Source organism: Rhodopseudomonas pseudopalustris (assembly GCF_900110435.1).
GTDB lineage: Bacteria > Pseudomonadota > Alphaproteobacteria > Rhizobiales > Xanthobacteraceae > Rhodopseudomonas > Rhodopseudomonas pseudopalustris.
On record NZ_FODT01000002.1, the window covers coordinates 395,487 to 415,057 of the forward strand.

Sequence of the window (19,571 nt, forward strand, 5' to 3'; positions counted from 1 at the left end):
ATCAGCGCCGCAGGCCGACGTGCCGAGCATAATTGCACGGATAACAAGACGCCCGGGAAAACGGCGCCGGATTGACCTTGATCAATTCAATTCCGCAAAGCTGCGGTCAATTTGCCCGAAACGGCGATTATCAGGTGTCTCAATACACTTTGTACGCCATCGACTGCAGTTCGACTGATTGGAATTAGCTTGTACAAGTTTCTCGAGGCAATCGTTGCCGACCACATGACGCGTCCGGTGAAATCCGTGTCGCGGGAAATGACGATGCGCGAGCTGGAGGACCAGTTCGAGCGCGACGATTACAACGCCTATCCGGTGTTGGAAGATTCACGCGCGATCGGGCTGGTGACGAAGTACGATTTTCTCAATTGCTTCGCCTTTCACCCGACCCAGATGCTGCCGCATTATGACGACCTGATGAACCGCACCGTCGGCGACATCATGACGCCCGACTTCATCTATGTTCATGCCGACACCAAGCTGACGCGGGTGCTGCAATTGATGGTCGAGCACCAGACCCGTAGCATCCCGGTGCTCGATGCCGACCGCAAGCTGGAAGGCATCATCTCGCGCGAGGACGTGATCAAGGCTCTCGCGAGTTTCACCAAGGTAAAATGACAGCCGCGCGGCGCTGGGCCGCGGTAGCGAAAATTGGAAACGCCGGGGCATTTGTAATACACAGGTTGCGGGCAGCCCCGGAATCGCGCAACGGCTGATATCGGCCTCCGGCTGCCCGGTGCCGAGGTGGGATGTCGACTTATCGATTGAGCAATCTCCTGTCGCCTGCCGCGGTGGCGGTGATCGGCGCAAGCCCGCGGCCAGCATCGCTCGGCCGCGCCGTGCTCGACAATCTGCGTAACGCCGGCTTCAAGGGCGAGATCGGCGTCGTTAACCCGCGCTATCCGGAGATTGGCGGCTTCAAGACGGTTCGCGCGCTGGCCGAGCTTTCGTTCGTACCGGATCTGATCGTCATCACCGCGCCTTCGCGGACGGTAGCTAAGATCGTCGCCGAAGCCGGCGAACGCGGCGTCGCCGGGGCGATCATCATCAGCGCCGAGATGGGTCGTGGCAAAGGCTCTTACGCCGAGGCCGCCAATCGCGCCGCGCGCAAATCGGGAATACGACTGATCGGCCCGAATTGCCTTGGCATCATGGTGCCGAGTTCCAACCTCAACGCCAGCTTCGCCGCGCATATGCCGCGGCGGGGCAATCTGGCGCTGATTTCGCAGTCCGGCGCGATCGCGGCCGGTATGGTCGACTGGGCCGCCGTCAAGAACATCGGTTTCTCGGGGATCGTGTCGATCGGCGATCAGCTCGACGTCGACATCGCCGATATGCTCGACTTCTACGCTGCCGACATCGAGACCCGCGCGATCCTTCTGTACATCGAGGCGGTGACCGACGCCCGCAAGTTCATGTCGGCGGCGCGCGCCGCCGCGCGGGTGAAGCCGGTGGTGGTGGTCAAATCGGGACGGATGGCGCACGGCGCCATGGCGGCCGAGACGCACACCGGCGCGCTCGCCGGCGCCGACGCCGTATACGGCGCTGCATTCCGCCGCGCCGGCATGTTGCGGGTGTTCGATCTGCGCGAATTGTTCGATTGCGCCGAAACCCTTGGCCGGGTCAGCGCCCCGCGCGGTAAGCGCGTGGCGATCCTGACCAATGGCGGCGGTATCGGCGTTCTCGCCGTCGATCGGCTGGCAGAACTCGGCGGCATCCCGGCGACGCTCTCGAAAGACATCTGCGACAAGCTCGACGCCGTTCTGCCGCCGAGCTGGTCGGGCTCGAATCCGATCGACATCACCGGCGATGCCGATGCCGAACGCTATGCGGCATCCCTGGAGGTGTTGCTCGCCGATCCGGACAACGACGCCATCCTGGTGATGAATGTGCAGACCGCGATGACGTCGTCGGCCGAGATCGCCAAGGCGGTGATCCGGGTGGTCGGTGAGGAACGGGTTCGCCGCTCCTTCTTCAAACCGGTGTTCGCGGTCTGGGTGGGCGCTGACGACACCGTGACCAAGGCTTTCGACGCAGCATCGATTCCGAACTATCTCACCGAAGACGACGCGGTCCGCAGCATCATCAATCTGGTGCGCTATCGCGAAGCCGCGCAGCTCTTGACCGAGGTGCCGCCGAGCCTGCCGAAGGAGTTCGATCCGGACACCGAGGCCGCGCGGTTGGTGATCGAGAAGGCGTTGCGGGAGGGGCGCTCCTGGCTCGATCCGATCGAAGTCGGTGCGCTGTTCGCCGCGTATCAGATCCCGATGGTCCCGACGCTGGCTGCGGCCGATGCCGACGAGGCGGTGGCGTGGGCCGAGCCGTTTCTGGCGCAGGGCGTGACGGTGGTGGTCAAGGTGATGTCGCGTGACATCACCCACAAATCCGACGTCGGCGGTGTGGTGCTCAACCTCACCAGCGCCGATGCGGTGCGCACCGCCGTCGGCGAAATTCTCGCCCGCGCCGCAAAGCTGCGGCCGAAAGCGCGGCTCGAGGGCGTGATCGTGCAGCCGATGATCATACGTCGCAAGTCGCGCGAGCTGACGGTCGGCATCGCCGACGATCCGACCTTCGGACCGGTGATCGCGTTCGGCCATGGCGGCACCGGCGTCGAAATGATCGACGACCGTGCCCTGGCGCTGCCGCCGCTCGATCTGCCGCTCGCCGATTCGCTGATCGCGCGCACCCGGGTATCGAAGCTGCTACAGGCCTATCGTGACGTGCCGGCGGTGAAGGACGGCGCCGTTGCGCTGACGCTCGTCAAGCTGTCTCAGATAGCGGCGGACTTTCCGGAGATCCACGAACTCGACATCAACCCGCTGCTCGCCGACGAGGGCGGCGTGGTGGCGATCGACGCCCGCGTCCTCGTGCGGAAAGCCGAGCGCAAATTTGCAGGGCTCGGCAACAGCACCTTCGCGGTGAAGCCGTATCCATCGGAATGGCAGCGGCATCTGGTCGTGAAAGACGGCTGGCGCGTGCTGGCGCGTCCGCTCCGGCCCGACGACGAGCCGGCGATCCACGAATTCCTCAAGCACGTGACACCCGAGGATCTGCGGCTGCGATTCTTCGCGGCGATGAAGGAGTTCAGCCACGCCTTCATCGCGCGGCTGACCCAGATCGACTATGCCCGCGCGATGGCGTTCGTCGCGATCGACGAGGCGACCGGCGAAACTCTCGGCGTGGTGCGGATTCACTCGGACTCGATCTACGAAAGCGGCGAATACGCCATCCTGCTGCGCTCCGACCTCAAGGGCAAAGGCCTCGGTTGGGCCCTGATGAAGCTGATCATCGAATATGCGCGCGCCGAAGGGCTGAAATTCGTTTGCGGTCAGGTGCTCCGCGAGAACGCCGCGATGCTCGGAATGTGCCGTCAGCTCGGTTTCGAGGCGAAGACCGATTACTCCGAACCGGACATCCTCAACGTGACGCTGCCGCTGACCGACGAGTCGGCTCGCGCCGCCGCCAAATCTTGAACATCAAGAGGCTTGAATATCTCGGAACGCGCCGCCGGCGCCGCGTGATGCTTGCTCGATCGACGGGAAAGACCTATAGCCGGCTCACCGCCACGACGCGGAAAGTATGCATGTCGCCTTCCTCGCGAATCGAGACGTATTCGCCCTGCACGAAGCGTTCGTCGCCGAAGTGGTAGCCTGCCTCATCCGGGATGTTGGCGGCAGCGTCGTACTGAAACGCCCAAGAGCCGCCGGGACGATGAACCAAATGGCCGAGACTGTCCGGTTGCTGCGGACGCTGCCGCGCCACGCGGCAGGCCTCGCGATGCTTCTTCCAGGTTTCGGCGTCGATCCGGTCGTTCTCGTCGAGCGGCGCTACGATCACGTAAGCGATCCGCGATTCGCCTTCCGGATGTCCGGGCTCGCGCGCAAGCTCGAGCCGGATTTGGCGGAAGCGCGCGGGCAACGAAGAGTTGAGGATGGCGGACGGAGAGCCCTTGGTCATTGGATCGATCCTATCATCGCTGCAGGGACAAAGCTTACGCAGCGCCGGGGCGCGATAATTGATTTGCATCAATCGCATCCCGCGACGCAAGCTGTCGGCTCGAGGGTGCCGCTCCGGCGGCTCGCGAATCGCAAACGGAGCATCGGATGGCGGCATTGAAGGCCGGGCAGGAGCGGCAGTGATTTCTGCGCCAGTTCTGACTGTAGTGACCGACGGCGACGTGCTGGAACTGCATCCCGGCGGCGCGTGGATCGCCAGCCAATCGGCCGCGCTGGAACGGCTGTTCGAGGGCGTCGCGCCGCAGGTCGCCGCTGCAAAATCACTCAAGATCGACATGACCGAGGTGATCGAGATCGACACCATCGGCGCTTGGCTGCTGGAAAAGGCGTCACGCGAGGCCGCGCAGGCTGGTCGCACCGCGCATTTCGTCGGGGTCGGCGAACGCTACGCCGGGTTGATCGAAGAGGTCCGGCAAGTCAACCGCCACAGACCGACGCCGAAACCCAAGGTCAATCCGATCATCGCGCGACTCGATCAGGTCGGTCGCTCAGCCTGGAGCGCCACGCAGGACATCGCGGTATTCCTCGACATGTTCGGTGCGCTCGGCGTCGCGTTGCTCGGCGTGCTGCGGCGGCCGCGTTCGCTGCGGCTGACCTCGTTGACCTACCAGATCTATCGCGTCGGCTGGCGGGCGATCCCGATCGTCGTGCTGATCACCTTCTTGATCGGCGCGATCATCGCGCAGCAGGGCATTTTCCACTTCCGCAAATTTGGTGCGGAATCCTACGTGGTCGACATGGTCGGCATCCTGGTGTTGCGCGAGATCGGCGTTCTGATCGTCGCCATCATGGTCGCCGGCCGCTCGGGCAGCGCCTACACGGCCGAACTCGGCTCGATGAAAATGCGCGAGGAGATCGACGCGCTATCGACCATGGGGCTCGACCCGGTCGAGGTGCTGATCCTGCCACGCATCATCGCGCTGGTGATCGCGCTGCCGATCCTGACCTTCATTGGATCGATGTCGGCGCTGTACGGCGGATTGCTGACCGCGTGGTTCTACGGCGGCATGCAGCCCGCGGTATACATCGCGCGGTTGCACGAGGCGGTGTCGCTCAACAGTTTCGAGGTCGGGATCTGGAAGGCGCCGTTCATGGCGCTGGTGATCGGCATCGTCGCCTGCAGCGAGGGCCTGCGGGTCAAGGGCAGCGCCGAGTCGCTCGGCCTGCAGACCACCACTTCGGTGGTGAAGTCGATCTTTCTGGTGATCGTGCTCGATGGCCTGTTCGCTGTATTCTTCGCCTCGATCGGGTTGTAGCGATGGACGCATTCGCCGATCTTTATTCTATTCGCGTTTCCGAACTCGTGGTTGGTTTTGGCCACCAGATCGTGATCGATCATCTGTCGCTCGATGTCCGCCGCGGCGAAATTCTCGGCCTGGTCGGCGCCTCAGGGGGCGGCAAATCGGTGCTGATGCGCACCATCATCGGCCTGATCCCGAAGCAGGAAGGGCGCATCACGGTGATGGGGCGGGACAGCGATCTTGGGCTCGGCCGCGGCACGGCGGTCGCCGCCACATGGGGCATCCTGTTCCAGCAGGGCGCGCTGTTCTCGTCGCTGACCGCGCGGCAGAACGTGCAGTTTCCGCTGCGCGAGATGCTCGACATCTCGGAGAAGCTGCAGGACGAAATCGCGACCGCCAAGCTCGAGATGGTCGGCATTGCGCCTGACGACTGGGACAAATACCCGGCGCAGCTCTCAGGCGGCATGACCAAGCGCGTCGCGCTCGCGCGTGCGCTGGCGCTGGATCCAAGCATTGTGTTTCTCGACGAGCCGACCTCCGGCCTCGATCCGATCGCCGCCGGCGATTTCGATCAGCTCATCAAGACGCTGCAGACCACGCTCGGGCTGACTGTGTTCATGGTGACCCACGATCTCGCCAGCCTCAACGTCGTCTGCGACCGCGTCGCGGCCCTGGCCGACGGCAAGATCGTGGCGATCGGCCCGATGACCGAACTGCTGCAATCCGAACATCCCTGGGTGCGCGCCTATTTCCACGGCAAGCGCTCGGAGATGCTGCGCCCCAAACAGGACTAGAACGCCCATGGAAACCCGTGCTCCCTTCGTCATTGTCGGTGCGTTCGTGCTTGCGGCCATCCTCGCGGTGTTCGGCTTCGTGTTCTGGCTGCACAACACCAGCGGGATCGGCGCGCGCACCAGTTATCACATCCAGTTTCGCGATCCGGTGCCGGGCCTGCTGGTCGGCGCCGCCGTATTGTTCAACGGCATCCGCGTCGGCGAGGTTACCGCGCTCGGGCTTGCGACCGACGATCCGCGCCGCGTCAACGCGACGATCGCGGTGGCGACCGATACGCCGGTGCGGCCGGACACCAGGGTCGGGCTCGACTTCCAGGGGCTCACTGGCGTGCCGGTGGTTGCGCTGGAGGGCGGCAAGGATCTGACGGGATCTGCAATCGCCACCACCTTGATCGCGGAGCCGGGCGCGGGGATGAGCATGACCCAGGCGGCGCGCGAGGCGCTGCGCAAGGTCGATTCGGTGCTCGGTGAGAATTCGCAGCCATTGAAGGAGACAATCGGGAATCTGAAGACCTTCTCGGAATGGCTGTCGAACAAGACCGGCAAGCTCGATGGTATTCTCGGCGGCGTCGAGCGGATGACCGGGGCCAACGAGCCGGTGGTGAAAAAGGTCGTGTACGATCTCCAGCCCGCCAAGGGCTTTCCGCCGCCGACCAAGTCGATCCGAGGCCAACTCACCATTCCGGAGCCGACCACGGTGGTGCTGTACGATTCTCAGAAAATGCTGTTGGCGCCCGGCCTCGAACTGCCGGCCTTCGCCGGTGCGCAATGGAGCGACAGCATTCCGAAAATGCTCCAGGAAAAGCTGATCCAGAGCTTCGAAAACTACGACATCGCTCATCCGCCGCTGCGGCCGAACGATGCAGTGCAGCCGGATTATCAGTTGCTCATCGACCTTAGAAGTTTTCAGATCGCCGGCCGCGAGGCTGAGCTGGTCGCTGAAGTCGCCTTCGGCGCCAAGATCATCGACAAGGGCGGAAAGCTCGTCGCGGCGCGGCTGTTTCAGCAGTCGTCCAAATTAGGTAACCCAGAGCCCGCAGCGGCCGTTGCGGCCTTCGAAACGGCCTTCGACGCCACCGCCAAAGCGTTGATCCTATGGACCGTGGATAGTCTGGCCACCGGCGCAGGTGAGGCGAGACCGGTTACTCCAGGCTCTTCAGGTACGACAAAAGGTCGTTGATCTGATCCGGCTCGAGCTCGAACGCCGGCATCTTCGAATGTCCGGTGTAAATGCCCTCGGCGAACGCCTCGGCCAGAGTCTCGACCGGATAGTGGTTGTGCAACGTGCGGAACGGCGGCGCTTTCTTCAATCGACTTTTGCCGGTCCGGCCGATTGCGTGGCAGCGCGCGCAATGCGATTTGGCAAATACCAGTCCCCGCCGCTCGACGTCTGTCGACGCCGAAGCAGTGCTGACCATCAGAAGCATAATCGCGGAAAACCCGGAAACAATTCGCATTGGCGCTCTGTCTAGAAAAGGCGCAATTGCGCACCCGACCATCGATGGAGACAGGCTGAATGGCCTTGATCTGTGTCAAGCCGCCTTGACGATTTGCCGACATATTAACTTTTTTAGCGCATGGTACGCGATCATTCGATGGCAGTGCGCGGCAAAGCAGTAGATCTAGCGACCGCATGGAGTAATGGATGCCGCACCTCGCTTTTCCGAACTCGAACTGCGACGGTTTCCGTTGCGCCACGCATTGCGCGGTGCGCCCGCTGGCAATTTGTGGCGAGCTGGAACAGGCGGAGCACGAGGAGTTCGAACGCCTCGCCCAGCACGTTCGCTACGGGGCGAAGGAAGCCCTGTTCTCGGAGGATGAAGTCGCCGATGCGGTCTACAGCCTGGTCGAAGGCATCGCGCGGCTCTACAAGTTGTTGCCCGACGGCCGCCGTCAGATCATCGGATTTGCGTTGCCTGGCGATTTTCTCGGGATGGCGCCTTCGGCCCGCTACTCGTTCTCGGCGGATGCGATCGGCGGTGTCACCGTCTGCAAATTCTTCCGTGGGCCGTTCCTGCGCTTCATCGAAAACAAGCCGCATATGCTGATGCGGATGAACGAGTTCGCCACGCGCGAACTCAGCCTGGCGCAGGATCAGATGCTGCTGCTCGGACGCCGCTCCGCCGAAGAGAAGGTCGCGGCCTTTCTGGTCGGCTGGCGCGATCGACTTGCCCGGCTCGAAGGCGTCACCAAGACCGTCAGTTTGCCGATGGGACGGCAGGATATCGCCGACTTCCTGGGGCTGACCATTGAAACCGTAAGCCGCACCTTCACCAAGCTGGAGCGGGAAAAGTTGATCGTGATCGTCCCGGACGGGGTACGCGTGCTGGATCCGAAGCGTTTCGACGCGCTCGCCGCGGCCTGAACCGGTTCGTCTAACGGCGCGTCCGCTCGGGGCCCATTCGAGGCCCAATGATGCGTCACGACCGGTCGCTCCATCTGAGAGCACGGCAATACATCTACGAAATTCTCGAATCGCACGCGGAAAGCACGCGCGTCGGCGTGAGCGTCAATCGCGTCATCATCTTCTTCATCACACTCAGCATCGGCGTTACGGTGGTGGAGTCGGTGCCGCGGTTCCGCGAGGGATACGAGCCGCTGTTTCACGCGCTCGAATTCGTCTGCCTAGTGTTCTTCTCGATCGAGTACTACGTCCGGATCTGGATTGCAGCGGAGCATGTCCCGTACCGCGAGACGAGCGCGCTCAGGGCCGGCTGGGCCTACATGATCAGCCCGCAGGGCATCGTCGATTGCCTCGCAGTAATGCCGCTGTGGGTGGCGATGCTCGGCTTCGACGATCTGCGGGTGCTGATCATCCTGCGGGTGCTGCGGGTCCTGAAATTCGCCCGTTACTCGTCCGGAATGCGGTCGCTGCTGGAAGTGCTGGAATCCGAACGGCGCGCGCTGCTGGCCTGCCTGGTGATTTTGGGCTGCGCCACGCTGGTGTCCGCGACCGCGATGCATATCGTCGAGGGCCACGCGCAGCCGGACAAGTTCGGCACAATTCCCGATGCAATGTGGTGGGCGATCGTGACGCTGACCACGATCGGCTATGGCGATGTGGTGCCGGTGACCGGCGTCGGCCGGATGATCGCATCGGTCACCATCGTTGGCGGGCTGGTGATGATCGCGCTTCCGGTCGGCATCGTCGCCAATGCTTTTTCCGATGTGATCCACCGCCGCGATTTCATCGTCAACTGGAGCATGGTGGCGAGGGTGCCGCTGTTCTCGCACCTCACCGCGGGTGACATTGCCCATATCATGCAGTTGCTTCAGGCGCGGCAGATCGACCGTGGCGACGTCATCTTCCGCCGCGGCGATCCGGCGACCGCGATGTATTTCATCGCCGAAGGCGACGTTGAGATCGAGCTTGGGCCAGAAGAGAAGGGCCGCCGAATAAGGCTCGGCACCGGGCACTTCTTCGGAGAGATCGCGGTACTGAAGCGGGCGGAGCGCTCTGCGACGGTGAAGGCGGTGTCGCGGGTCAGGCTGCTGGTGCTCGACGCCGCTGACTTGCGGGCTTTAATCAGCCGCGAACCCGGCATCGCACGCAAGATAGACCAGATTGTCGAGGGTCGCACGGGCCGCAATCTGAATCTCGAGATCGCCGATCTCGAAGGCCAGGATGAGGTGAGTTCGGAGAAAGATGTGACCTTGGAAAAGACCGCTTAGTAGGCCGTAGAAAAAGAGAACAACGTTCCCGTTCCGATCCCACTTCGTTCGCGGCTCGAATCCGTTGTGTTCACGCCGAAAGCGACTTTCAACAGTCTGTTAGGTCAGTGCGCTGCGCTTGGACGTGGCGAACGGTCGGCCACTTTTTGGAACTGTCTCCGCCTGCGGGGGAACTCATTCACGGACGTCAGCGACTTTTGCGCTGCAATCGAAGCCATCAGCTGTGACGCAGCGTCAGCGTAACAGGCGCCTTCAGGCAAGTTGAACGCCGCGCAATACTCCGGCCGCATCGATTCCGTTTCGGCTCGCAACTCCATGGCCGTTCCCCACCACCACGCCGCGGCGGGCGCTCGATCGTCATCGCGGATCGCGCGCCATGTACTGAATTCCTTCAAGAGCCGTTCGAACTGGAAAATTCTCGCCGGGTGCACGGGCTGCCCAATCTGATATCAGAGGCAGTAACTGCCGAACGGCCGGGAAGTTGCGTGGCGGTCAGCAAGTTCCAGGCACGCCAGGAATAGCGCGCCCCGGCGACCGTTCTCAGTGGCGGCTTAATATGCTAATAGTTCGCAAATGAATCAGCGCCCAGACATCGAGATCCGACATTCGACGTGTCCGCATGATTGTCCGTCTGCCTGTGCGCTCGACGTCGAGGTGATCGACCGTTCGACCATCGGCCGCGTGCGCGGGTCGAAGCAGCAAACCTATACGGCTGGCGTCATCTGCGCCAAGGTTGCGCGCTACGCCGAGCGCATCCATCACCCCGACCGGCTTAAATACCCGATGCGCCGTTCCGGCCCGAAGGGATCGGGGCAGTTCGTCAGGATCAGTTGGGACGAGGCGCTCGACGAGATCGCCGCGCGGTTCAACGCCGCAGAAGCGGAATTCGGCGCGGAGTCGGTCTGGCCCTATTACTACGCCGGAACGATGGGACTGGTGATGCGCGACGGCATCAACCGGTTGGCCAACGCCAAGAAGTACTCGCGATTCTACGCGACGATCTGCTCCAACGTCGCCTGGGCGGGGTATGCGGCCGGCGTCGGCAAGGTCGCCGGCGTCGATCCGCGGGAAATGGCGAAGTCGGACCTGATCGTGATCTGGGGAACCAACGCGGTCTCGACCCAGGTCAATGTGATGACGCACGCCTCCCGCGCCCGCAAGGAGCGGGGAGCGCGGATCGCCGCGGTCGATATCTACGACAACGAGACCATGAAGCAGGCCGATATCCGGATCATCCTGCGTCCGGGCACCGACGGTGCGTTCGCCTGCGGCGTCATGTATGTGCTGTTCCGCGACGGCTACGCCGACCGAGACTATCTCGCCCGCTACACCGATTGCCCTGATGAGCTGGAGGCGCATCTGGCGGTGCGCACGCCGGAATGGGCGTCCGCGATTTGCGGCGTGCCGGTGGCCGAAATCGAGGCCTTCGCCCATGCGATCGGCGAGACCAAACGTAGTTTCTTCCGGCTCGGCTATGGCTTCACGCGTAGCCGCAACGGCGCGGCGCAGATGCATGCGGCACTGTGTATCCCGGCGGTGACCGGCGCCTGGCAGTACGAAGGCGGCGGCGCCTTCTTCAATAACGGCGCTATCTTCGGCTTCGACAAGACGTTGATCGAGGGACTTGATACGCTTGATCCGTCGACGCGGGTGCTGGACCAATCGAAGATCGGCCGCATCCTCACCGGCGACGCCGAGGCGCTCGGCGGCGGCGCGCCGGTCAAGGCGATGCTGATCCAGAACACCAACCCGATGACGGTTGCGCCGGAGCAGACGCTGGTTCGCGACGGCTTTGCGCGCGAGGATCTGTTCGTCGCGGTGCACGAGCAGTTCATGACCGAAACCGCGCTGATGGCCGACATTGTGCTGCCTGCAACGATGTTTCTCGAACATGACGATTTGTACTACGGCGGCGGGCACCAGCACATTTCTGTCGGGGCCAGACTGATTGATCCGCCGGGCGAATGTCGCTCCAACCACGAGGTTCTGCAGGGCCTCGCGATCAGGCTCGAGGTCCGGCACCCGGCGTTCGAAATGACGTCGCGCGAAGTGATCGATGCCACGCTGAAGAAAAGCGGCTGGGGCGAAATTGCGGCGCTTGAGGCGGAATTGTGGCGTGACCTGCAGCCCGATTTCCGCGCGGCGCACTTTCTCGACGGCTTCGCTCATGTCGACGGAAAATTCCACTTCCGCGCCGACTGGGGCGAGGTGAACGTGCCGCGGCAGATGAAATTCGGTCCGTGGCAGGCGATGCCGAGTCTGCCCGACCATTGGGCGGTGACTGAGCATGCCGACGACGAACATCGGTTCCGGCTGGCGACCAGTCCGGCGCGAAGCTTTCTCAATACGACATTCAATGAGACGCCGTCGTCGCGCGCGCGCGAAGGCGCGCCGACGGTTTTGATACACCCGGCTGATGCCGCAACGATCGGAGTGGGCGAGGGGGATGCGGTGACGCTCGGAAATCAGCGCGGCGAGACGACGCTGACTGCGAAGCTCGACGCCGGGCTACGCCGCGGCGTGCTGATCGCCGTGTCGATCTTCCCGAACCGCGCACATGCGGGCGGCCGCGGGATCAATGTCTTGACCAGCGCAGACTCGATCGCGCCGCACGGCGGTGCAGCGTTTCACGACAATAAAGTATGGGCGAAGAAGGCCTTACCGCCGCTCGCGAAGCGCGACTGATACCCGAACGAGCGGCGGAAGCCGCCGATCGGCAGTCGTTGATCGCTTCGCGAGGCGGGTTTTGCCGACCTCAGCGCTGATGGCCGAGACCGATACCAAGCTTGAGCGCCTTCTGACGCAGCGAACCGACGGTCCGCTTGGTCAGCTTGGCGATCTGCGCCACCGGAGTCCGCGCCTTCGAATGCGCGCGCAACTCCTTGATGTCTTCCTTGGTGTATTCGCGCCGAGTGATCTTGGTTTTCTTGGCGACCTTGGTAGCGGGTTTCGCAACGGTCTTCGCTACGGTCTTCGCCTTCTTCGTCTTTGCTGCAGTCTTTGCAGTCTTTGCAGTCTTCGCTTTTGCTTTCTTTGCCACGCGTAGGGCTCCTTTAGTGAAGCGCCCTTCTACTACACTCGTTTCGTGTCGACAATTCTCATTTTCACGATTCGTCCTCAGCAGGACGGCGTCGGTTAGCATTCGCTTAAGCGTGCTTAGTTGAGATTCCGGCGGAAATCAGCGCGGCTTAGGTAGTAAATACAGGTCATGCCCCCGACTGATCTGCCCCGGCCCACGATATTCGTGACGAGCGGCCGCTAAGCGCCCGCCTTGGGGTGCGCTGATTCGTCACGATTGAAGGCGAATGCGATGCGAAGATTGCGCGCTGCGTCCGCATAGCGGGATATTCGTGCAACCAAAGACGTAGTGGGACTAACCGGGCGGCCCGGCCGAGCGCTATAGGCTCAGCGGCGGGGCTTCATCGGCTGAGACAGCAGCTTTCGCGTGCGGGCCAAGGTCTCGTCGTAATACTTTTCGCGATCCTGGCGCAATTTGACCTGCAAATTTCGGAATGCAGCAATGCGTTTGAGGATTTCGGCGCGTTCGTCAGGCGCATTTCGCGCAATATCGGGCTCTGGAGCCGCTGTGGCAGCGTTCTCCGCGGCGGATTGGGCCGCGCGCGCTTCGCCGCCGGCCGCTGACATAGCGCTGCTATCTGGCGCGGCGGACGCTGATAGCTCGCTCCGAGGCGCGGCCGGCGGAGGTGTCTCAGTCCGATTTCGGGACGCAGGAGCTGTCCGGCGGGTGTCGGGATTCCCTGAACGCCCCGCGATCTCGTTGTTCGGCAGTTTCGATGAAGTCATTGTGATCCCCGATCAGCATCTTTGAGTCCAGCGGCGCGCGGGCGTCAACCCACATGCAGGCGTGCTTTCTCGGCCGGTGGACAATTCCGTCGGACGCTCGCGGCTTAAGCGGTACCCGGCAGCCAATCGTCGATTTGGAGAGCCAGCCGATGTCGATGACCGAGCTCGACGCGCTCAGCATCGAAGTGCTGAAGTCCGCGCGCGGCGATGCCGGCTGGAATCTCTCAAGAGAAGAATGCGGACGCGTCGGGCCGCGCGCGCGGCGAAGCTGGCGACGTTGTGACGCAAACGCCCGCGCGGACGGCGGCCGCCGCTGAGCCGCGGAACGATGCAAAGATCAACGATGGCGGCCAACGAGGATGGCGCGAAGGGACTGCGCCGAAGAAGCGGCCGAATTCCGCGTCGATCAGACATGCTCCTGGAGCTTCGGTTCTGATTGAATCAGAACTGAAGCTCCAACTTTTTGTTCTGACGCGTTTCTTCAGGCGAACCGGTTTCCACTTTGCTCGAAAACGCTCCTAGTCGACGGTATCTTGCATTCTTTGACCGCATCGTTCTTATTTGCTCACGGTGCGGCGCCATCGTCGAGCTGCCGCCATCGGCCACGATAAGCCTGCATTATTGGAAAAATCCATGTCAACTCATCACGGTCCTTTGCGCGTCGGCATCGGCGGCCCGGTCGGGTCGGGCAAGACGGCGCTGATGGATCTGCTGTGCAAGTCGATGCGCGAGCGCTACGACATCGCCGCGATCACCAACGACATCTACACCAAATGGGACGCTGAGTTCCTGGTGCGGTCCGGGTCCCTGACTCCCGATCGCATCGCCGGCGTCGAGACCGGCGGCTGTCCGCACACCGCCATCCGCGAAGACGCGTCGATGAATCTCGCCGCCGTGGCGGAGATGCGGAGCAAGTTTCCCGGTCTCGATCTGGTGTTGATCGAATCCGGCGGCGACAATCTCGCCGCCACTTTCTCTCCGGAACTCGCAGACCTGACGATCTATGTGATCGACGTCTCTGCGGGCGACAAGATACCGTCGAAGGGTGGTCCCGGTATCACCCGTTCGGACCTGCTGGTCATCAACAAGATTGATCTGGCCCCGTATGTCGGCGCGTCGTTGGACAAGATGGATGCCGATGCCAGGCGGATGCGCGGGGAGCGGCCGTTCGTGATGACCAATCTCAAGACGCACGAGGGGCTCGAGCGCATTCTGAGCTTCATCGAGACCAAGGGCGGCTTGAAACCAAAGGCGGACACTGCCTGATTCAGCATTTGCAGCCTATCGGCCCAAAGCCTGTCCTGCCGGAACATTCCGAGGTTGTGTACGTTGTGCCGCTTCGTGTCAGCCAATAGCGTTGCCAAGGATGTTCACCAGAAATGGTCCCAGTTGCCCTGCGACGGTTATTCCTCCTGATCGTTTGTGGCTCTGATACATCATGATAGGTGGCAGCAGCGCCCTCCCTATATTGATCGAGTAAAAGCGTGGTTCGGCTGGGTTTCATCATCGCTCTGGTTGCGATCGTGGGGATGCTACTCTCCGGTTTCGCGGCCTATCGGATCTACGATCAGGAGTCGGCGATCGAGCGAATTGCGCTTGGGCGGGCGATCGACGTTCATGCCAGCCAGGTACAGGACCGATTGACCGAGCGCGAACTACTCGGAAGAGTTGCATCCGGGCTGTTCCGCACGCCGGCTGTTATCAAGGCCGACATGCTGAAGCCGCTGCGCTCGTCGATCTACGCGTTCAAGACGGACTTCCAACTGGCAAGCTGGGTGGTCAGGCTGAAGGCCGACGAGTTTTCCGCCGCCCAGGCCGAACTGGCCAAGGCCGGTTTCGCCGACACCACGATCCGGCATTCCGACGGCGCGGCGATCGATCCCGCGACGCTCAGGGAGCCGGTCGACGTTGTCATGGACATCGAGCCGCGCAACGCCGAGACCGTCGCACTGCCGGGCCGTTCGCTCGACGATCATCCCGTGCTTGGGCAGATGTTCGCCCGCTCGCTCGCCGCAGGCAAACCCGAGGCCTCCGATCCAATGCACCTCAACGGTCCCGATGGTCCGATCGGGGTGGTTCTCGCCGCGCCGGTCATGACGGACGACTCATCGGCGGTGATCGGATTCATCACCTTCTCCTACGATCTCTCGGCGCTGATGCTGACCAACGACGATATGTCGTTGTTCTCGGTGGTTCTGAAGGACCCTCGGCAGGCCGATGTCGAACTGATTGCTGATGATCGCGGCAAGGTCACCGAGCGGCCGGCGCGCCCGGGCGGCGAGGGGCCGACGATCGTCAGGACCGTGACGTTCGGCGCCCGCGACTGGTCGCTGGCCTATTACGCGCGCGTCAATCCGTTCGTCCGCGCCCAACAGGTCGCCGCCATCGTTGCAGCGGTCGGTCTGGCGCTGACCATCATCGTCTGCGGCTTGTTCGGCTACGTCAGCAACAGCAATCTCAGGCTGCGACGCGAGATCGAGATCAGGATCGGCTTCGAGCGCCGGCTGACCGCGGTGATCGACGAGCTCAATCACCGGGTCAAAAACATCCTCGCCGTGATCCAGTCGATCGTGACCCGCACGCTTCGGAGCGGTTCGGACATGGATGTCGCCCGCGAGCTGCTGATCGGGCGGATTCATGCCATGTCGAACGTCGTCTCGCTGCTGAGCGAGAGCCAGTGGCAGGGCGTATTGCTGAAGGGGCTGTTCGCGGCGCGCGCGATTCCGCATTCGGACCGCATCGCGGTGAATGGGCCCGACATCGCGGTGAGCGCCCGCGCGGCGCAGAGCCTGTCGTTGCTGTTTTTCGAACTCGCCTCGCATTCCGACGAGGGGCTGTCGCTGGTCGGAAAGCACCCGCATATCGTCGCGAGCTGGGAGGTGATCGGCAAGGGCGCCGACTCCATTTTCAACTTTCGCTGGGAGGAGTTCAATACCAGCGAAGCGACGCGACGGGCCGAAAGCGAGTTCGGCGTTATCCTGTTGGATCGCGTTGCGCCGGAAGCGCTCGGCGGCACCGCCAAGCGCTATTTCACGGATGTCAGCTATGTCTATGAGCTGACGGCACCGATGGATACGGTCGTTGATATGAACGAACGCGATCGCACCGGCCAGATCTCGGCGCCGCTGCGGAACAGATGAACCCGCTGCGGGCTCCGGAGCAATGTCCCGGGGAGTTTGTTTCAGACAAGCAGCAATAGCGAAGCGGCCCGGAGGCCAACTTCGCATTGCTTTGCCTGATCCGTGGAGAGGATGACGTCGATCAGCCGTTTCCGCCGATCACGGCCCGCACAGTATTGTCAGGGCCGAAGTCTTCCGCGCCATCGACATAGAGAAGCGCACTCAGCTTCGAACGCGCGCGGTTGACGCGACTCTTGATGGTGCCGACCGCACAGCCGCAGATCGCGGCTGCGTCTTCGTAGGAGAAGCCGGAGGCGCCGACCAGGATCAGGGCTTCGCGCTGGTCCTGCGGAAGCTTGTCCAGGGCCACACGGAATTCCTCGAATTCCAGATGCGCGTTCTGGCCCGGTTGCGACTTCAGCGTCTTGGCGTAGCTGCCATCGGCATCCTCGACCTCGCGCCGCCGTTTCCGGTAGTCGGAGCGAAACAGATTGCGCAAAATCGTGAACAGCCACGCCGGAAGGTTCGAGCCGGGCTGAAACGAATCGATGTTGGCGAGCGCGCGCAGCAGAGTTTCCTGCACCAGATCGTCGGCGCGATCACCATTTCCGCTGAGCGAAATTGCGAACGCACGCAAGCTCGGCACCGCCGCCAGAATGTCGTCCCGAAGAGAGTCTGTGAGAGGCATTATTCCCTCCTCTCGTTGTCGGCGGCCGCCGGATTGCCTTGTTGGGGATCGTCGAGCCGCTTGACCAAGTCCGCAAACCGATCCGGGACGCCCTGTCTGACCACGTCATCATACATGGCGCGGAGCTGATGACCGATCCGGGCCTGGATCTCTTGGTTGAGACCGCCCTTGCTGCCAGGCGCGGACTTCTTGCTTGTCTGAGCCTTGAAATCTTTCATGACTGATCCAATGTCTTCCCCATGGTCAAGTACCCTGAAACTTTGAGGGTTTTGCTTGATTTTTGAAGGTTTTGCCGTGTCACTGAAAGCACAATTCACTCGCGGCGGTAAAGTTCCCCGCTTCGATGGAACTTTCCCCGCGCTCCGGCGTAGGTAGTGCTACTGGGGAGCCCGGCCGCTCCGAAGAGCCAACGGCCGAGACAAGATTCGAGATTGGAGTGGGGATGTCGAGATCTCAATTGGTTGCCGAGCATTTGCCGTTGTTGCGCCGTTATGCTCGGGCGCTGACCGGAAGCCAGGCGTCGGGTGACGCCTATGTGGGGGCGATGCTGGAGGCCCTGCTTCAGGACCCGGCATTGCTCGACGAAAGGCATGGGCCGCGCGTCGGCCTTTTCCGCCTGTTCGCGCAGATCTGGAATTCTGTGGCGCTGAACGACGATTCCGAGGTGCGAATTCTGCCTATGCCGTCCGAACGCCGGCTCTCGGCGATCACGCCGTTGCCGCGGCAGGCCTTCTTGCTGCTGTCGCTCGAAGGCTTTTCCGAGGAAGAAGTCGCCTTCGTGCTGCGCACCAATGTCGGTGAAATTCGCCAACTAGCTGACACCGCCGGCCGCGAGATGGCCGAAGAGATCGCGACCGACGTTCTGATCATCGAGGACGAGACCTTCATCCCGATGGATCTCGAGAGCCTGGTGAAGAATCTCGGCCACAATGTCATCGGCGTCGCCCGAACCCATGCCGATGCGATCGCGCTGGCGCAAACCAAGAAGCCCGGCCTGATCCTGGCTGATATCCAGCTGGCCGACGGTAGCTCCGGTCTCGATGCTGTTAACGAATTACTAAAGAAGTTCGAAGTGCCGGTGGTGTTCATCACCGCCTATCCGGAGCGTTTCCTGACCGGCGAGCGACCGGAACCCGCGTTCCTGATCTCCAAGCCGTTCCAGCCCGCGATGGTTTCGGCGGTGGCAAGTCAGGCGTTGTTCTTCCAGCGCAATTCACGCAATCGCACGCCCAAAGCCGCCGTTTCCTGAGGTCTGGAGCTTGTCAGGCTCTGAGCAGATCGACCGAAGCCGTCCGCGCCAACAGCGCGGGCGGCTTTTTGTCGCGGATGAGGGGACAAAGCAGGCGGCTGTGCGATTAGGGCCCGGCGCTGCTGCGTAAGCTGCGAACTACTTTGCCCACTGCGGTTAGCCTTGCCCAAAAGAGTTGGCCTTGCCCAAAAGAGTTGGCCTTGCCAAAAAGAACAGGGCGCAGCTGGCATCACCACAGCTGCGCCCTGTGTCGCCGGTTAATTGGGGCAGGGGGACTAACCGGCGTTCTCACAACGCCGACCCATCTGCATCGGTTCCACCGAGCGGTCCGGAAAAACCACACACTTAGTTGATCAGTTATTATCGAACCTCTGCGGCACCAACGCGATTAATTGGTGCGGCGGGTGTTGACAAGCCGCCGAAAACAGGGAAGCGGCGATCATGCCGCGCAAACAAAGAGCGGCTGGATCCATGTCACAGATCGTGCGGGGAATTTTAGGCGCCATCGCCGTCACCGGCACACTTGGCGCAGCGCAATTGGCGATGGGTGGCGATCTCGGTCAGCTCCGTTCGCAAAATCAGGCAACGATCGCACAGGACGTCAACCGCGGTGGCAAGGCCGATCGCGCGGCGCTGGCGCAGCAACTGCAGGCTGGCGAGACGTTCGCCGTCAAGCTGGTCGGCCAATCGGTGCTGGTCCGCATTCCCGAACAGCAGATCGGCCAGGCGACCCGCGTCCGGGTTCAGCAACCCACCACCGCACCGCGCCGCACGATGGTCGCCTGCGAGCCGGTGGTCAGCGTCCTGACCGATGTGGCCAAGCAACTCGAGCCCGGCCGCTGCATGACCTGAGCTTCATGACCTGACCCGGTCGCGTCACGACGAAAATCCGGCAAGACGAAAGCATCCGCCAATCGTTTGGCGGATGCTTTCGTTTGAGCGCTGTTTGCCGCCTACGGACCTGATTAGAGCCTTTCCGGTTCTGATA

General features: G+C 62.4%; 19 protein-coding genes. 13 read left to right on the top strand and 6 right to left on the bottom strand.

The annotated features are described in order from the left end of the window. The first annotated feature begins 189 nt into the window (after positions 1-189). Together BMY71_RS05190 and BMY71_RS05195 are read left to right on the top strand one after the other, a co-directional pair. On the top strand, positions 190-618 hold the full coding sequence (locus BMY71_RS05190; RefSeq protein WP_041805185.1) for a CBS domain-containing protein: 429 nt from the start codon (positions 190-192) through the stop codon (positions 616-618). Positions 619-749: 131 nt separating this feature from the next. Further along, the gene (locus BMY71_RS05195; RefSeq protein WP_092682196.1) at positions 750-3,473 is read left to right on the top strand and encodes a bifunctional acetate--CoA ligase family protein/GNAT family N-acetyltransferase; all 2,724 of its coding nucleotides are present in this window, start codon (positions 750-752) and stop codon (positions 3,471-3,473) included. A 73-nt stretch (positions 3,474-3,546) separates the two neighbouring features. Here the strand turns inward: BMY71_RS05195 and BMY71_RS05200 are convergent, their stop codons facing one another. Further along, entirely contained in the window at positions 3,547-3,957 is a 411-nt protein-coding gene (locus tag BMY71_RS05200) for a hypothetical protein (protein WP_041805186.1), read from the bottom strand. A 178-nt stretch (positions 3,958-4,135) separates the two neighbouring features. Here BMY71_RS05200 and BMY71_RS05205 point away from each other — a divergent pair, with 178 nt between their 5' ends. Genes BMY71_RS05205 through BMY71_RS05215 form a run of 3 tightly spaced genes read left to right on the top strand, consistent with a single transcriptional unit; the run spans position 4,136 to position 7,231 of the window. Further along, complete coding sequence (locus BMY71_RS05205) at positions 4,136-5,272, top strand: ABC transporter permease (protein WP_011501775.1); 1,137 nt, start codon at positions 4,136-4,138, stop codon at positions 5,270-5,272. 2 nt (positions 5,273-5,274) lie between these two features. After that, positions 5,275-6,051 (top strand): ABC transporter ATP-binding protein, encoded by a 777-nt coding sequence (locus BMY71_RS05210; RefSeq protein ID WP_011501776.1) that lies wholly within the window; start codon positions 5,275-5,277, stop codon positions 6,049-6,051. 7 nt (positions 6,052-6,058) lie between these two features. Then, a complete protein-coding gene (locus BMY71_RS05215) occupies positions 6,059-7,231 on the top strand; it encodes an ABC-type transport auxiliary lipoprotein family protein (RefSeq protein ID WP_092682198.1) in 1,173 nt (390 codons plus the stop codon). Here BMY71_RS05215 and BMY71_RS05220 read toward each other — a convergent pair. Continuing rightward, positions 7,194-7,478 carry a c-type cytochrome gene (locus BMY71_RS05220; protein WP_092682200.1) on the bottom strand — a complete coding sequence of 95 codons (285 nt, stop codon included), beginning with the start codon at positions 7,476-7,478 and terminating at the stop codon, positions 7,194-7,196. The two genes, BMY71_RS05215 and BMY71_RS05220, sit on opposite strands and share 38 nt — an antisense overlap. Before the next feature lie 218 nt (positions 7,479-7,696). On the opposite strand from BMY71_RS05220, the gene aadR reads away from it, so the two are divergent. From aadR to BMY71_RS05240, 3 genes are all read left to right on the top strand, one after another. Beyond that, complete coding sequence (gene aadR / locus BMY71_RS05225; RefSeq protein ID WP_011501779.1) at positions 7,697-8,416, top strand: transcriptional activatory protein AadR; 720 nt, start codon at positions 7,697-7,699, stop codon at positions 8,414-8,416. Between the two features lie 50 nt (positions 8,417-8,466). After that, entirely contained in the window at positions 8,467-9,723 is a 1,257-nt protein-coding gene (locus BMY71_RS05230; protein WP_041805741.1) for a cyclic nucleotide-gated ion channel, read from the top strand. A 573-nt stretch (positions 9,724-10,296) separates the two neighbouring features. Then, positions 10,297-12,408 (top strand): molybdopterin oxidoreductase family protein, encoded by a 2,112-nt coding sequence (locus BMY71_RS05240; protein WP_092682204.1) that lies wholly within the window; start codon positions 10,297-10,299, stop codon positions 12,406-12,408. A gap of 70 nt (positions 12,409-12,478) precedes the next feature. Here the strand turns inward: BMY71_RS05240 and BMY71_RS05245 are convergent, their stop codons facing one another. Both BMY71_RS05245 and BMY71_RS05250 read right to left on the bottom strand, forming a co-directional pair. After that, on the bottom strand, positions 12,479-12,763 hold the full coding sequence (locus BMY71_RS05245) for a hypothetical protein (RefSeq protein ID WP_092682206.1): 285 nt from the start codon (positions 12,761-12,763) through the stop codon (positions 12,479-12,481). A 365-nt stretch (positions 12,764-13,128) separates the two neighbouring features. Further along, entirely contained in the window at positions 13,129-13,368 is a 240-nt protein-coding gene (locus BMY71_RS05250; protein WP_041805188.1) for a hypothetical protein, read from the bottom strand. A gap of 308 nt (positions 13,369-13,676) precedes the next feature. Between BMY71_RS05250 and BMY71_RS24810 the strand changes: the two genes are divergently transcribed. The 3 genes from BMY71_RS24810 (at position 13,677) to BMY71_RS05260 (ending at position 16,667) form a co-directional block, all read left to right on the top strand. Further along, on the top strand, positions 13,677-13,844 hold the full coding sequence (locus tag BMY71_RS24810; RefSeq protein WP_175557615.1) for a hypothetical protein: 168 nt from the start codon (positions 13,677-13,679) through the stop codon (positions 13,842-13,844). 316 nt (positions 13,845-14,160) lie between these two features. Next, positions 14,161-14,793, top strand: a complete 633-nt coding sequence (gene ureG / locus BMY71_RS05255; protein ID WP_092682208.1) for an urease accessory protein UreG — start codon at positions 14,161-14,163, stop codon at positions 14,791-14,793. A gap of 218 nt (positions 14,794-15,011) precedes the next feature. Beyond that, positions 15,012-16,667 carry an HWE histidine kinase domain-containing protein gene (locus tag BMY71_RS05260; protein ID WP_092682210.1) on the top strand — a complete coding sequence of 552 codons (1,656 nt, stop codon included), beginning with the start codon at positions 15,012-15,014 and terminating at the stop codon, positions 16,665-16,667. 121 nt (positions 16,668-16,788) lie between these two features. Here BMY71_RS05260 and BMY71_RS05265 read toward each other — a convergent pair whose 3' ends face one another. Together BMY71_RS05265 and BMY71_RS05270 are read right to left on the bottom strand one after the other, a co-directional pair. Then, the gene (locus tag BMY71_RS05265) at positions 16,789-17,334 is read right to left on the bottom strand and encodes a sigma-70 family RNA polymerase sigma factor (protein WP_011501788.1); all 546 of its coding nucleotides are present in this window, start codon (positions 17,332-17,334) and stop codon (positions 16,789-16,791) included. Next, positions 17,334-17,552, bottom strand: coding sequence for a NepR family anti-sigma factor (locus BMY71_RS05270; RefSeq protein WP_011501789.1), 219 nt, complete (start codon positions 17,550-17,552; stop codon positions 17,334-17,336). The genes BMY71_RS05265 and BMY71_RS05270 overlap by 1 nt, the downstream gene beginning before the upstream one ends. Positions 17,553-17,776: 224 nt before the next feature. Here BMY71_RS05270 and BMY71_RS05275 point away from each other — a divergent pair, with 224 nt between their 5' ends. Continuing rightward, a complete protein-coding gene (locus tag BMY71_RS05275; protein ID WP_092682212.1) occupies positions 17,777-18,583 on the top strand; it encodes a response regulator in 807 nt (268 codons plus the stop codon). A 471-nt stretch (positions 18,584-19,054) separates the two neighbouring features. Then, a complete protein-coding gene (locus BMY71_RS05280) occupies positions 19,055-19,435 on the top strand; it encodes a hypothetical protein (protein WP_041805189.1) in 381 nt (126 codons plus the stop codon). Positions 19,436-19,571 lie beyond the last annotated feature (136 nt).

Bases quoted from the DNA above. Each gene is read 5' to 3' on its own strand.
- BMY71_RS05195 (WP_092682196.1), top strand. From the start codon at position 750: ATGTCGACTTATCGATTGAGCAATCTCCTGTCGCCTGCCGCGGTGGCG.
- BMY71_RS05200 (WP_041805186.1), bottom strand. From the start codon at position 3,957: ATGACCAAGGGCTCTCCGTCCGCCATCCTCAACTCTTCGTTGCCCGCG.
- BMY71_RS05210 (WP_011501776.1), top strand. From the start codon at position 5,275: ATGGACGCATTCGCCGATCTTTATTCTATTCGCGTTTCCGAACTCGTG.
- BMY71_RS05215 (WP_092682198.1), top strand. From the start codon at position 6,059: ATGGAAACCCGTGCTCCCTTCGTCATTGTCGGTGCGTTCGTGCTTGCG.
- BMY71_RS05220 (WP_092682200.1), bottom strand. From the start codon at position 7,478: ATGCTTCTGATGGTCAGCACTGCTTCGGCGTCGACAGACGTCGAGCGG.
- aadR (WP_011501779.1), top strand. From the start codon at position 7,697: ATGCCGCACCTCGCTTTTCCGAACTCGAACTGCGACGGTTTCCGTTGC.
- BMY71_RS05230 (WP_041805741.1), top strand. From the start codon at position 8,467: ATGCGTCACGACCGGTCGCTCCATCTGAGAGCACGGCAATACATCTAC.
- BMY71_RS05240 (WP_092682204.1), top strand. From the start codon at position 10,297: ATGAATCAGCGCCCAGACATCGAGATCCGACATTCGACGTGTCCGCAT.
- BMY71_RS05250 (WP_041805188.1), bottom strand. From the start codon at position 13,368: ATGTCAGCGGCCGGCGGCGAAGCGCGCGCGGCCCAATCCGCCGCGGAG.
- BMY71_RS24810 (WP_175557615.1), top strand. From the start codon at position 13,677: ATGTCGATGACCGAGCTCGACGCGCTCAGCATCGAAGTGCTGAAGTCC.
- ureG (WP_092682208.1), top strand. From the start codon at position 14,161: ATGTCAACTCATCACGGTCCTTTGCGCGTCGGCATCGGCGGCCCGGTC.
- BMY71_RS05265 (WP_011501788.1), bottom strand. From the start codon at position 17,334: ATGCCTCTCACAGACTCTCTTCGGGACGACATTCTGGCGGCGGTGCCG.
- BMY71_RS05270 (WP_011501789.1), bottom strand. From the start codon at position 17,552: ATGAAAGATTTCAAGGCTCAGACAAGCAAGAAGTCCGCGCCTGGCAGC.
- BMY71_RS05275 (WP_092682212.1), top strand. From the start codon at position 17,777: ATGTCGAGATCTCAATTGGTTGCCGAGCATTTGCCGTTGTTGCGCCGT.
- BMY71_RS05280 (WP_041805189.1), top strand. From the start codon at position 19,055: ATGTCACAGATCGTGCGGGGAATTTTAGGCGCCATCGCCGTCACCGGC.